At 66.3% G+C, this 11,995-nt stretch carries 12 protein-coding genes; 8 read left to right on the top strand and 4 right to left on the bottom strand.

Annotation, left to right across the window (positions count from 1 at the left end):
• Positions 1–17: 17 nt before the first annotated feature.
• The gene (locus ACFRJ8_RS18815; RefSeq protein WP_377987822.1) at positions 18–872 is read right to left on the bottom strand and encodes a flagellin; all 855 of its coding nucleotides are present in this window, start codon (positions 870–872) and stop codon (positions 18–20) included.
• Between the two features lie 295 nt (positions 873–1,167).
• Between ACFRJ8_RS18815 and ACFRJ8_RS18820 the strand changes: the two genes are divergently transcribed.
• Genes ACFRJ8_RS18820 through fliW form a run of 4 tightly spaced genes read left to right on the top strand, consistent with a single transcriptional unit; the run spans position 1,168 to position 4,382 of the window.
• Positions 1,168–1,656, top strand: a complete 489-nt coding sequence (locus ACFRJ8_RS18820) for a flagellar protein FlgN (protein ID WP_377987824.1) — start codon at positions 1,168–1,170, stop codon at positions 1,654–1,656.
• A gap of 10 nt (positions 1,657–1,666) precedes the next feature.
• Positions 1,667–3,094 (top strand): flagellar hook-associated protein FlgK, encoded by a 1,428-nt coding sequence (gene flgK, locus ACFRJ8_RS18825; RefSeq protein WP_377987826.1) that lies wholly within the window; start codon positions 1,667–1,669, stop codon positions 3,092–3,094.
• 29 nt (positions 3,095–3,123) lie between these two features.
• Positions 3,124–3,981 (top strand): flagellar hook-associated protein FlgL, encoded by an 858-nt coding sequence (gene flgL / locus ACFRJ8_RS18830; RefSeq protein ID WP_377987828.1) that lies wholly within the window; start codon positions 3,124–3,126, stop codon positions 3,979–3,981.
• The gene (gene fliW, locus ACFRJ8_RS18835) at positions 3,978–4,382 is read left to right on the top strand and encodes a flagellar assembly protein FliW (protein ID WP_377987830.1); all 405 of its coding nucleotides are present in this window, start codon (positions 3,978–3,980) and stop codon (positions 4,380–4,382) included. Before flgL ends, fliW begins: the two co-directional genes overlap by 4 nt.
• A 103-nt stretch (positions 4,383–4,485) precedes the next feature.
• On the opposite strand, the gene ACFRJ8_RS18840 is transcribed toward fliW, so the two are convergent.
• The 3 genes from ACFRJ8_RS18840 to ACFRJ8_RS18850 all read right to left on the bottom strand — a co-directional run bounded on the left by ACFRJ8_RS18840 (position 4,486) and on the right by ACFRJ8_RS18850 (position 6,400).
• The gene (locus ACFRJ8_RS18840; protein ID WP_377987923.1) at positions 4,486–5,064 is read right to left on the bottom strand and encodes a hypothetical protein; all 579 of its coding nucleotides are present in this window, start codon (positions 5,062–5,064) and stop codon (positions 4,486–4,488) included.
• A gap of 363 nt (positions 5,065–5,427) precedes the next feature.
• Positions 5,428–5,730, bottom strand: a complete 303-nt coding sequence (locus tag ACFRJ8_RS18845) for a DUF4193 domain-containing protein (RefSeq protein WP_277527784.1) — start codon at positions 5,728–5,730, stop codon at positions 5,428–5,430.
• A gap of 181 nt (positions 5,731–5,911) precedes the next feature.
• A complete protein-coding gene (locus tag ACFRJ8_RS18850; protein WP_377987832.1) occupies positions 5,912–6,400 on the bottom strand; it encodes a GyrI-like domain-containing protein in 489 nt (162 codons plus the stop codon).
• Positions 6,401–6,644: 244 nt separating this feature from the next.
• On the opposite strand from ACFRJ8_RS18850, the gene ACFRJ8_RS18855 reads away from it, so the two are divergent.
• The 4 genes from ACFRJ8_RS18855 to ACFRJ8_RS18870 all read left to right on the top strand — a co-directional run bounded on the left by ACFRJ8_RS18855 (position 6,645) and on the right by ACFRJ8_RS18870 (position 11,899).
• Complete coding sequence (locus ACFRJ8_RS18855) at positions 6,645–7,730, top strand: nitrilase-related carbon-nitrogen hydrolase (RefSeq protein ID WP_377987834.1); 1,086 nt, start codon at positions 6,645–6,647, stop codon at positions 7,728–7,730.
• The gene (locus ACFRJ8_RS18860) at positions 7,727–8,770 is read left to right on the top strand and encodes an agmatine/peptidylarginine deiminase (protein ID WP_377987836.1); all 1,044 of its coding nucleotides are present in this window, start codon (positions 7,727–7,729) and stop codon (positions 8,768–8,770) included. Before ACFRJ8_RS18855 ends, ACFRJ8_RS18860 begins: the two co-directional genes overlap by 4 nt.
• Positions 8,767–10,335 (top strand): APC family permease, encoded by a 1,569-nt coding sequence (locus ACFRJ8_RS18865; RefSeq protein WP_377987838.1) that lies wholly within the window; start codon positions 8,767–8,769, stop codon positions 10,333–10,335. Before ACFRJ8_RS18860 ends, ACFRJ8_RS18865 begins: the two co-directional genes overlap by 4 nt.
• 184 nt (positions 10,336–10,519) lie before the next feature.
• Positions 10,520–11,899 carry a hypothetical protein gene (locus ACFRJ8_RS18870; RefSeq protein ID WP_377987839.1) on the top strand — a complete coding sequence of 460 codons (1,380 nt, stop codon included), beginning with the start codon at positions 10,520–10,522 and terminating at the stop codon, positions 11,897–11,899.
• The last annotated feature ends 96 nt before the right edge of the window (positions 11,900–11,995 follow it).

Consider the following 11,995-nt stretch of genomic DNA (forward strand, 5'->3'; position numbering starts at 1 on the left):
GGACTGCCGGAACCTATTTAGCGCAGGAGGGAAAGAACACCCTGGCTGGACTGGTTCGCCTGGGCCAGCATGGCGGTGCCGGCCTGGGACAGGATGTTGGCCTTGGTGAACTTGACCATTTCCGAAGCCATGTCGACGTCGGCGATGCGGGACTGTGCAGCCTGCAGGTTCTCGCCGGCGACATTCAGGGACTTGATGGTGTGCTCCATGCGGTTCTGGGCGGCACCCAGATCTGCACGTGAAGCGGACACGTCGCCGATGCGGGTGTCCACGGCGGTAACTGCTGCTGCCGACGTGGTGGCATCAGTGAAGGTGAGGGCCTTGACCGCGGTGGCGATGGCCTTGACGTCCATACCTGCGGAGTTGGTGGACACCGTGATCTGGTTGTCGGCAGTGGTGGCGCCTGCGCCGACCTGGAAGACCATTGCACCCGTGCCGTTGCCGGACGTGGCACCCGAAAGCAGCTTGATTCCGTTGAAGTTGGTAGCGGAGCTCATGCGGTCCAGCTCGTCACCCAGGGCGGTAACTTCCTTGCCGATTGCCGTGCGGGCGGCAGCGTTGTTCGAGTCGTTGCCGGCCTGGACGGAGAGGTCACGCACGCGCTGCAGGATCGAGTGGACCTCGGTCAGGGCGCCTTCAGCGGTCTGGATGACGCTGATGCCGTCCTGAGCGTTGCGGGCGGCCTGGGCCGAACCGGTGACCTGTGACTTCAGGCCCTCGGAGATGGACAGGCCGGCTGCGTCGTCGCCGGCGCGGTTGATGCGCAGGCCAGTGGACAGCTTCTCCAGGGACTTGGAAAGGTCATTCTGGGTGGCGTTGAGGTTGCGGTAAGAGTTGTTTGCCGCGAGGTTGTTGTTAATGACGAAGCCCATGGTGTTTCCTCCGTGATTGGGACTGTAAGCGATGGCCCATCCGTGGGCCTTCAGGAGTAGTTATCGCCATTCGGGAAGCACAGGTAAGGAGAAATCCAAAATTGTTTTCGGATTTTCCCCCGCGCCAAAATTCCGCGTCTTATCAGTCTTATTCCCGCTAACGGATCCCCGGGCCCCGCCGATAGTTTGTACGAACCCCGCTGTAGGTGCGTCGTCGCACGATTAAGCAGTCACACCGAACAGACCGTCGCACCGCAATACGCACCCGTCACCGAAGAGGGAGTCCTCCGGACCTATGGCCATCCACGAACTTTCAGCCCTGCTGTGGCGGGAGCGTGAACTCCTGGACGTTCTCACTTTCAAGCTTGAGGAGGAGCAGCTGTTGCTCACTTCGGGCAAGTCCCGCTGGTTGCCCCACGGGACCAAGGAAGTGGAGCAGGTGCTGGGCCACCTCTCCCAGGCGAGCCTGGCGCGCACTATTGAGGCTGCCGTCGTTGCCGAGGTCTGGGGGCTCCCCACGGATGCCTCACTGGCCGAACTCGCCGCCGCCGCCCCGGAAGGTGCCTGGGCCGAGGTCCTCACCGCGCATCTGACGGCCCTGACCCGCCAAACGGCGCTGATCAAGGAGCTGCGCGACTCTAACGAGCAGTATCTGCGCACTGCGGTCCGCTCCACCCAAGAGTCACTTGCCGACCTCAACCCCGCGGCTGCGACGGGCACCTACGACGCCCACGGCAAGACCGCGGAATCCGCCGGCTCCCGCATCTTCGACCAGCAATTCTAAGGAAGCGACCATGAGCACCTTCGGCGCCCTCAACACCGCCTACCGTGGGCTGACCGCTGCCCAGCAGGGTATGAACGTGGCGGGGCAGAACATCGCCAACGCCGCCACCGAGGGCTACACCCGTCAGCGCGTGGACCAGTCGTCGCTGGCCGCGCCTGCCCGCGGACTCTTCAGCGGCGGGGCATTGCAGGCAGGCCAGGGCGTTTCGGTGGACGCCATCGCACGGCTCGGCAACAGCTTCCTCGACGGCAGCGTCCGCTCTGCCGGGGCCCAGGCCGGCTACGCGGGCGTTCGCTCCTCGGCTCTGCAGGGCATCGAAGGCGGGCTCCACGAGCCCGGCGAGAACGGTATCTCGACCGCGCTGCAGGGTTTTTGGTCCGCGTGGCAAGCCGCCGCCAACCAGCCTTCGGAGGACGGTCCAAAAGGTCTCCTGCTGAATGCCGCCAACTCGGTGACAGACAAGATCTCTTCCGCGTACCAGGGCCTCGATGCGCAGTGGAGCAGGACCCGCGCCCAGGCCTCCGACAATGTGGACGCCGTCAACGCGGCTGCGGCCCAGGTCGCTTCCTACAACATCGCTATCCGGTCCACCCTTGCCGCCGGCGGATCGGCCAATGAACTAATCGACGCCCGGGCCAAGCTGACGGACAATATCGCCGGCCTCGCCGGCGGCACTGTCCGCGAGCAGCCCGACGGCACTGTGGACGTCCTTGTCGGCGGCAATGCACTCGTCACGGGCGGCTCAGTTCGCACCCTGGCCCTCTCGGGGTCCTCGTCGGACCGGATGGGAACACCGGTTCAACTTCAATGGTCAGACCGGAGCGGTGTCGCCGTACCTGTCGACGGCGGCGAAATCGCCGGTGCCTTGTCCGTGCTGGCTCCGGCCGCGTCACCGCCTTCCACGCCCGGCTCCGGCGGCGCCATCGCCGAGGCCGCTGAGAAATACAACAACCTTGCCCTGGCCCTCGCGACGGCCGTGAACCCAATCCACGCGTCGGGTGTCACGGGTACCGGTGCCACCGGCGTCGCATTCTTCGCCATCACTGGAACCGGCCCCGCCGCGCTGAACGTCAAGGGACCCGCAAACACCGCCGACATCGCCCTCAAGTCAACGACTGGCGGCACCCTCGACACAAGCATCGCGGACAAGATCTCCCAGCTTGGCACCGGGCCGGCTTCACCGGACAAAGTCTGGTCCGGCATCGTCACGGGTATCGGCGTGCAGTCACGCGGTGCCCAGCAGCGGGAAGACCTCACCGCAGCGGCGCAGGCATCGGCGCTGACCGGCCGTGCCTCTCAGGCGTCGGTGAGCCTGGATGAGGAAAACGTCAGCCTGCTCGCGAACCAGCACGCCTACCAGGCAGCGGCACGCGTGATGACCGCCGTCGACGAGGCCCTTGATGTCCTAATCAACCGCACTGGACTGGTAGGAAGATAGCCATGCTGAACCGGGTAACAAACCTAACCATGAGCGCGGCCGCCCAGCGCACGCTGCAGACCCAGCAGTCCAAGCTGGCCGCGCTGCAGGAAAAAGCGACCACGCTCAACAAGATCTCGCGCCCCTCGGACGATCCGGCCGCCACGGCCCAGGCCCTCGAGACCCGTGCCCTCCTCGCCGCCAACGCCCAGTACGGCCGCAACATCGACGACGGCAACAACTGGCTCACGGCGGCGGACTCCGCCCTGGAACAGGCCACCAATGTGATGCACCGGATCAAGGATCTCACTGTGCTGGCCGGCAACGGCTCCCTCCCTCAGTCCGGCAAGGACGCCATCGCCAGCGAGCTGGAATCCCTGAACAAAGACTTGGTCTCGATCGCCAACAGCAAGCACCTGGGCCGCAACATCTTCGCCGGCAGCTCGGATGCTGCCAGCGCCTTCACCGGCACCCCGCCCGCGCTCGACGGGCTTCCCAAGAGCCCCGTAGAGCGGCGCATCAGCGCCACCGAAACCGTGCGTGTCGACGCCGACGGCGCCGCGATCTTCGGTAGCGGTACCGGCTCGGTGTTCGATATCGTGGGCCAGATGGCCGCCGACTTGCGGGCGGGCACCGACACTTCGCCCCGGGCCGCCCAGGTGGACACGGCCTTCAAGAACATCGTCGACGGCCGTTCGGAAATTGGAACCCGCCAGTCGCTGCTGGACCGGGCCAGCAGCGTCAACACAGAATTGGAGGCCTCCTTGGACGCACAGCAGACGGGCATTGAGAAGGCAGACCTTGGCAGCGTCATCATGGACCTGAAACTTCAGGAGACCAACTACCAGGTGGCCCTCGCCGCGACGGCCCGGGTGCTTCAGCCCACCCTGATGGACTTCCTGCGGTGAGCACCCCGGTCATGGACACTCCCGTCGCTAGCCTGCCCCTCACGTTCACCGCACCCATGCCAGGCTTCGAGGATCTACACGATTTTGTGCTGCGGAGCGTCGAGGGTGCGGCCGGACTATATGCGCTGGAGGCTGGTTCCAGCCCGGTGCGGCTGTTCCTGGCCGACGCCGCCGTGTTTGCGCCGAGCTACGTTCCGCCGATCCCGGCAGCGTCGCTGGAGGCCCTGGAACTCGACGAGCGGGAGGCACCCCAGGTGTTAATCGTGGTCAACCATTCCCCCGGCTCCACGACGGTCAACCTCATGGCACCGATCGTGCTCAACCGCGGCACCGGACGCTGCACCCAGTTGGTGCTGGACGGCCGGGACTTCCCGCTCCGGGCCGAGCTCGGCTCGCTCTAGCCAATCCGCTCGCTTCAGCCAGTCCGCCCGCTCTAGCCAGCCCGCCCGGAAGGACGCGCAGACCGGTGCAGGCCGGCGCAGCTAGACGCAGTGCCGCCCCGCCTCACCAGAAGTGCGCCACATCCACCACGAGCCGTGACCCGCTGCCTGGCCCTGCCAAGGTCTGGACCCGGAACGGCAGCCGCGCGCGGACCCCCAGACCCAGGCTGCTGTAGCCTTCGAAGCTGCCCGCCCACGCCACCTGCCGGAACGTCTGGTAGCCGGTCACGTCCGCCAGTTCGCTCTTGTTCGGCGGGTTGTAGGTGGATTTGCCGGCGTCGTCATAGGCAGGCGCATTGACCGTGAGCTGAAGGAAGGCCTGGCCTTCCAACGGGATCGGAAGGCCGGACCCGTCCTGTACCACCTGGGGCACGTAGCGGATGGTGTAGCCGGCCACAGGACCGTTGAGGTCTATGACCAGCCGGTCAAAACAGTAATGCTGACCGGTCCGCACGTTCACCACCTTGGCCTTACTCATGGCCGGAACCGTTTTCATCAGCGAACCCCAGACCTGTCCGCAGTACGGGTCCGCGGCGGCCGGCGCCTGCGTGAACACCCCGAGACCGGCGGCGGGTGCCGGCGCAAGCACCCCGAGACCGGCGGCCATCACCACTGCCCCGAGCAAAGCCTGGGTCTTCTTCACCTGGATCTTCTTCAGCTGGGTCTTCTTCACGGCGGTCCACCCCTTGGTGCTGCCTGAGCCCTTGGGCTGGCTGAATAGTCAGCGCAGGTCAGACGCTTCCAGCGTAGGCGGCGCCGAACCGGCGGGCGAGGCCCTCAACCGTTTCGGCGCCCAACTGTTAATGTGGCCCGCCCCTGGTCACGGACGGATTTCACGGACAGATCCCGAGACCTTCCCTCACGAACAGATAACACGCACAGCCTCGGACAGTGCCACAAACGCCGAAGCGCCGGCACCCTCGCGGGTCCGGCGCTTCGTGCGGCTTGCTGTCTCATCGACTGCGGGACGTCCTCAGTTGCGGAGCAGCGGAACGCAGGAAGGCTCTTAGCCTTCACAGTCGCGGCAGTACTTCATGCCGTTCTTTTCGAGGGCAACCTGGGACCTGTGTCGGACCAGGAAGCAGGAGGAGCAGGTGAATTCATCGGACTGCTCAGGGACAACAATGACCGTCAGCTCTTCGCCGGACAGATCGGCGCCCGGAAGATCGATGCCTTCAGCAGTGTCGTTCTCATCGACGTCGATCACAGCAGTCTGGGCGCCGCCGCTGCGGGACGCCTGAAGGGCCTCCAGCGACTCAGCGGGAGATTCTTCTTCTGTCTTGCGTGGGGCGTCGTAATCGGTAGCCATATCGGGGTTCACTTTCGTTGCTGCGCAGCGCCATTTCAGGCACCTCAGTGAAGCAGTTTAGGACATTATGCATGGAGTTGAGGAATAGTGTGGCCAATCAGACACAATGAGTCGGAGGGGACGCTGAAGCCCCGCGGAGAGGCCCTGGCGGGAGCCCCGGCCCCGGCCTTCACATGAGAGTTCAGGCGACCGGCCAGACCACCAGCGTCTGCCACTTCGCCGGGTCAGGCTCGGCGCCGGGATCGGTCAGGTAGTACTCCCACATTGCTTCCCCCGGGCTCGCACCGTCCTGGCGCATCCGAGCCATGATCGCGCCGTAGGTCTGCTGCAGCGATTCGTAGGGCCCGATGTGCATCGCCTCGTAGGCCCGGCCCGCGGGGAGTTCCCCTGCGACCACCGCAGTGTCCGCGCCGCCTGGATTCGAGAAAGGTGCCGCGAGGGGGAACCCGGCCTCCACGTCGACGACGTCGGTCGGCTTGCCTCGGTACAGCGCGAACGGGGGTCCGGCGAGCTGGACGTGCTGCTCCTGAACCGCACCCATGACGGCGCCGAAGGCACGGCCGAAAAAGTCCCGGAGCGCAGTCATCGGGACAGTCTCACGCACCACCGCCGTCGGCTGTTCATTGAGTTGGGCGGGTTTGATGTCCGGAGCCGGGTTCGTTTGAGTCATACGCCCAGAGTCTGCCGCGTCCAATCCGCGGTCTAGGGCCTTACGTCCCGCGCCCACGGAGCGCTCACGGTGGGCTCACGGAGGGCCAGCAGGCGCGCCCGGCCGCACGCCCGGACACGATGCACGGAGGGCCGCGAATAAATAAATGAACTTTATTCATATTAGGTCTTGCCCCGCACCGCGATCAGCCCAATACTAAATGAACAACGTTCATTTATGTGATCCCCGTCTCACTGGAGTAGCCATGATCGAAATCACGTCCCTCGACGCCCCGCCCTCCCTCGCCCGCACAACTCCCTCCAGCAGGCCGGCGTTGCGGGTCGGCGTCGTGCAGCACCGCTGGCATGCTGAGGCCGCGGCCCTGCACGCCGAACTGGACGAAGGCATCGGGCGCGCTGCCCGGTTGGGGGCCGACGTCGTCTTCCTGCCCGAGCTCACACTGTCCCGGTATCCCGCGGACACCCTGCCCGAAAATGACACCACCCGGGGCGCGGCCCGGCGCCCGCGGCCCGCGGACATCGCCGAGGACCTGTTCACCGGCCCCACCTTCCGCTTCGCGGCGGACGCGGCCCGCCGGCACGGAATCTGCGTCCACGCCTCGCTGTACCAGAAGGCGGAGAACCCGAACGGTTCCGACGACGGCCTGGGCCTGAACACTGCCATTCTGGTCTCCCCCGACGGCGAACTGCTGGCCCGCACGCACAAGCTGCACATCCCCGTCACGGCCGGCTACTACGAGGACAAGTTCTTCCGCCAGGGCCCGGACGGCGACGACGCCTACGAGGTCCACTCTCCCGCCGAACTCGGCGGTGCACGGTTGGGCATGCCCACCTGCTGGGACGAATGGTTCCCCGAGCTGGCGCGAATTTACTCCCTCGGCGGGGCCGAACTCCTGGTCTACCCCACGGCCATCGGCTCCGAGCCGGACCACCCGGACTTCGACACCCAGCCGTTGTGGCAGCAGGTCATCGTGGGCAACGGCATTGCCAACGGGCTGTTTATGGTTGTCCCCAACCGCTGGGGAAGTGAAGGCACGCTGAACTTCTACGGCTCCTCCTTCATCTCCGATCCCTACGGACGGATCCTCGCCCAGGCACCGCGGGACGAGTCCGCCGTCCTCGTCGCGGATCTGGACCTTGACCAGCGCAAGGACTGGCTCACGCTCTTCCCGTTCCTGGCCACGCGCCGGCCGGACACCTACGCGCGGCTGACCGAACCCGTTCGCGCCGACGCCCCGCTGGGCCTCGATCCGTCTGAGGCTACGGCGCATATGGAATCTGTGCAGATGGAAACCCTGCATAGGGAAACAGCGCAGAAGGTCACGGCATGAGCGCCTGGCGGATGCCGTCCGAAACGGCACCCCAGGACCGCGTCTGGATGGCGTTCCCCACCGGCGGCTACACGCTGGGCGAAACAGAGGCAGAAGCCCACGCCGCCCGCTCCGTCTGGGCCGCCGTCGCGAACGCCGTCGTGGAGTTCGAACCGGTCACCATGCTGGTGGCGCCGGCGGATGCAGAGACCGCTGCCCGCTACCTCCACCCGGACATCGAGGTGGTCACCGCGGCGCTGAACGACGCCTGGATGCGGGACATCGGCCCCACCTTCGTCCTGGACGGCGCCGGCCGGCTCGGCGCTGTGGACTGGGTGTTCAACGGCTGGGGCGGCCAGGACTGGGCCGTCTGGGACAAGGACTCCCTCGTGGCGGCGGCCGTCGCGGCACGCTCGGGTGCCAGCCACCTCGTCTCGCCGCTGGTCAATGAGGGCGGCGGCATCCACGTCGACGGCGAAGGCACGGTCCTCGTCACCGAGACGGTGCAGCTGGATCCGGGCCGGAACCCCGGGCTCACCAAGGCCGACGTCGAGGCTGAACTGGCCCGGACCCTGGGCACCAGCCACGTCGTCTGGCTTCCGCGCGGGCTGACCCGGGATTCGGAACGGTTCGGCACGCGCGGCCACGTCGACATCGTCGCCGCCATCCCGTCCCCGGGCACCGTGTTGGTCCATTCCCAGCAGAACCCGGCACACCCCGATTTCGAGGTCAGCCGGGACATCATCAGCCACCTCGCCACCACCCGGGACGCGGCAGGCCGCGAATGGAACATCATCGAGGTCCCCGCCCCGGAAACCCTGACGGACGAGGAAGGCTTCGTCGATTACAGCTACATCAACCACCTGGTGGTCAACGGCGGCGTCATCGCCTGCACGTTCGGCGACCCGATGGACGAAAAAGCGTTGCGCATCCTCGGCGACGCCTACCCCGGCCGCAAAGTGGTGGGCATCGACGCCCGCGAGCTCTTCGCCCGCGGCGGCGGCATCCACTGCATCACCCAACAGCAACCGTCCGCCTCCCAGAACAAAGGTCAGCCATGAGTCAAACTATCGGCCGTGAAGACGGCACCACCACGCACGACGTCGTCGATCCGGCCGGTTCCAAACACGGCATCACAGGCAAGGGGCTCAAGGGCGGCCAGCTGGGCCTGCTCGCCGTCGTGGTCCTGGGCATTTCCTCCGTGGCGCCCGCCTACAGCCTCACCAGTTCGCTGGGACCGGCCGTCGGCGCCGTGGGCGTGCAGCTGCCGGCGATCTTCATCGTCGCGTTCATCCCCATGATCCTGGTGGCGTTCGCCTACCGGGAGCTCAACGCCGATTCCCCGGACAGCGGCACCACCTTCACGTGGGCCACGAAGGCGTTCGGCCCGTTTGTCGGCTGGATGGGCGGCTGGGGGCTGCTGGCCGCCAACATCATCGTCTTGTCCAATCTGGCCGGCGTCGCGGTGGACTTCTTCTATCTGTTCCTGGCCCAGGTGTTCAATAACCCCGGACTCGCGGACCTGACCTCGAACACGGCCGTGAACATTGTGACCTGCCTGGTGTTCGTGGCACTCGCCGTCTGGGTCAGCTACCGCGGCCTGCACGCTACCAAGCTGGTGCAGTACAGCATGGTCGGATTCCAGGTGCTGGTCCTGGCGGTCTTCATCATCATGGCGCTCGGCCACGCAGCCTCCGGTGACGCGGGCACCTCGCTCGCGTTCAGCTGGGACTGGTTCAACCCGGCGAAGATCGAGAGCTTCGAGCAGTTCACCGCCGGCATGTCACTGGCCGTCTTCGTCTACTGGGGCTGGGACGTCTGCCTCACCGTGAACGAGGAAACCAAGGGCGGCCGGGGCACCGCCGGGCGGGCGGGAACCACGACGGCGGTCGCCGTCCTGGCGCTCTACCTCGCCGTGATCGTGGCCACCATGATGGTGGCCGGCACCGGAGCCGACGGCATCGGCCTGAACAACCCGGACAACCAAGCGAACATCTTTGCGGCACTGGCCTCCCCCGTCATGGGTCCGCTGGCCATCCTGATGTCCCTGGCCGTGCTCTCCGGCACCGCGTCCTCCCTGCAGTCCACCATGGCCTCCCCCGCCCGCAGCTTGCTGGCCATGGGGCACTACGGGGCACTGCCGCCGCGCTTCGCATCCGTCAGCAAGCGCTTCGGGTCCCCGGGCTACGCCACGGTGATTGCCGGCGTGATTTCTGGCGGCTTCTACGCCGTCATGAAGGTGGTCAGCGAAAACGTCCTCAACGACACCATCATGGCCCTGGGCCTGATGATCTGCTTCTACTACGCCCTCACCGCGTTCGCCTGCACGTGGTACTTCCGGCACAGCCTGTTCGCCAGCGTCCGTAACTTCTTCATGCGGCTGCTGTTCCCGGTCCTGGGCGGCCTGGTCCTCACCGTGGTCTTCTTCCAGACCGCAGTGGACAGCTGGGCACCGGAATTCGGCAGCGGCTCCGAGGTCTTCGGCGTGGGCCTGGTGTTCATCCTCGGCATCGGCATCCTCGCCCTCGGCGTCGTGGTCATGCTGGTGACCGTGAAGCTGCATCCGGGCTTCTTCCGGGGCGAGACCATCCGCAAGGACACGCCCGCCCTGGTGGTTCCGGAATAGCCTCGCAGTAAGGACCCGCCGGCCCGGGTGAACCCCGGGCCGGCGGGTTTTTGCGTGTGTCCGTCGCTCGCAAGGCTGCCAGGGCATGTTGAGGACACCTTCCCCGTGTTAGATTCACGCTGTCTGCATTTCTGCGGGCTCTAGCGCAGCCTGTTCCGGGCGCGGCAATTTGGGGGAAATTTTTATGCTGCTATTCGACCGCGTCCGGGCTCTATCAATTCCGTTGTTCCTTGTTGTGGTCATGATGCTTTCCTTGGCACCGTTTGCCCCCGCATCCGCCGCGCCGGTTGGGACGACGGCGGTGCGTGCAGCGTCCGCCGCGCCGTTGATGACGGCTCCTGTGCCGACTGTCACGGGCAAAACAAAGGTCGGCTACACCCTGACCGCGGTTCCGGGCACGTGGGGTCCGGCACCTGTCACCCTGAAGTATCAGTGGAAGGCCAACGGCGTCGCCATCGTCGCCGCGACCGCCGCCACCTACAAACTGGCCGCGGCGCAGGCCGGCAAGGCCATCACCGTCACCGTCACCGGAACCAAGGCCGGCTACGCCACCGCCTCGAAGACCTCCGCCCCCACCGCAGCCATCGCCGCCGGCTCGCTCGGGCCGGCCCCGGTGCCGACGATTACCGGCATGACAAAAGCCGGCTACCCCCTGACCGCGGTCCCGGGCACATGGGGGCCGGCACCCGTCAGCCTGAAGTATCAGTGGAAGGCCAACGGCGTCGTCATCGTCGGGGCGACCGCCGCCACCTACAAACTGGCCGCGGCGCAGGCCGGCAAGGCCATCACCGTCACCGTCACCGGAACGAAGGCCGGTTACACCACCGCCGCCAAGACTTCGACCGGCACACCAGCAGTCACGCCCGCGGGACCGGGCGTCGACGTGTCCTGGCCGCAGTGCGGCAAACCCCTGCCCAAAGGGCAGAGCTTCGCGATCATCGGTGTGAACAACGGCCTGGCGAACAACACCAACGCGTGCCTGGCCACCCAGCTGTCCTGGGCCGCCACGTCCACCGGCGGGACCGGCCAGCCCCTCGTGGCCCTGTACGTAAACACCGGAAACCCCGGGACCGCCGGCTCCTGGTGGCCCACCAGCAACACCTATGCCGGGAAGGCCGTGGCCAACCCCTACGGCCAGTGCACCAAGGGCTCGGTCGGCTCGGCGTGCTCCTATATGTACGGGTACGCCAAGGCCTACGACGACGCCAACATCCGCGGGGTCAAGAACCCTGCCTCCTACACCTGGTGGCTGGACGTCGAGACCGACAACACTTGGTCAACGAACAAGGCCGCCAACAGAGCCGACCTGGAGGGCATGGCCGCCTACTTTGCCAGCATCGGCGCCAAAACAGGGCTCTACTCGACCGGTTACCAATGGGCACAGATCGTCGGCGCGGTGCCCTCGACAAGCAGCCTGTACGCCCAGCGAAGCTGGCTAGCCGGCGGGAGCTCCCTCCAAAACGCCAGCAGCATGTGTTCGGCAGCGCCGCTGACAGGCGGCGGGAAAGTCACCATGGCCCAGTACATCTCGGGCGGCTTCGACTACAACAAGTCCTGCATCTGAGTTCCTGGTTCCGGCCAGCCCCGCCCATTTCCGGGCATGAAAAACCCCTCCTCCCGGCAGAATCACCGGTACGGAGGGGTTCGTGGGGCCCCCTGT

This window comes from Arthrobacter sp. NPDC056886 (assembly GCF_042788715.1).
Taxonomy (GTDB): domain Bacteria; phylum Actinomycetota; class Actinomycetes; order Actinomycetales; family Micrococcaceae; genus Arthrobacter.

Coding starts and splice junctions, on each gene's coding strand:
- ACFRJ8_RS18815 (WP_377987822.1), bottom strand. CDS start 872: ATGGGCTTCGTCATTAACAACAACCTCGCGGCAAACAACTCTTACCGC.
- ACFRJ8_RS18820 (WP_377987824.1), top strand. CDS start 1,168: ATGGCCATCCACGAACTTTCAGCCCTGCTGTGGCGGGAGCGTGAACTC.
- flgK (WP_377987826.1), top strand. CDS start 1,667: ATGAGCACCTTCGGCGCCCTCAACACCGCCTACCGTGGGCTGACCGCT.
- flgL (WP_377987828.1), top strand. CDS start 3,124: ATGAGCGCGGCCGCCCAGCGCACGCTGCAGACCCAGCAGTCCAAGCTG.
- ACFRJ8_RS18845 (WP_277527784.1), bottom strand. CDS start 5,730: ATGGCTACCGATTACGACGCCCCACGCAAGACAGAAGAAGAATCTCCC.
- ACFRJ8_RS18850 (WP_377987832.1), bottom strand. CDS start 6,400: ATGACTCAAACGAACCCGGCTCCGGACATCAAACCCGCCCAACTCAAT.
- ACFRJ8_RS18855 (WP_377987834.1), top strand. CDS start 6,645: ATGATCGAAATCACGTCCCTCGACGCCCCGCCCTCCCTCGCCCGCACA.
- ACFRJ8_RS18860 (WP_377987836.1), top strand. CDS start 7,727: ATGAGCGCCTGGCGGATGCCGTCCGAAACGGCACCCCAGGACCGCGTC.
- ACFRJ8_RS18865 (WP_377987838.1), top strand. CDS start 8,767: ATGAGTCAAACTATCGGCCGTGAAGACGGCACCACCACGCACGACGTC.
- ACFRJ8_RS18870 (WP_377987839.1), top strand. CDS start 10,520: ATGCTGCTATTCGACCGCGTCCGGGCTCTATCAATTCCGTTGTTCCTT.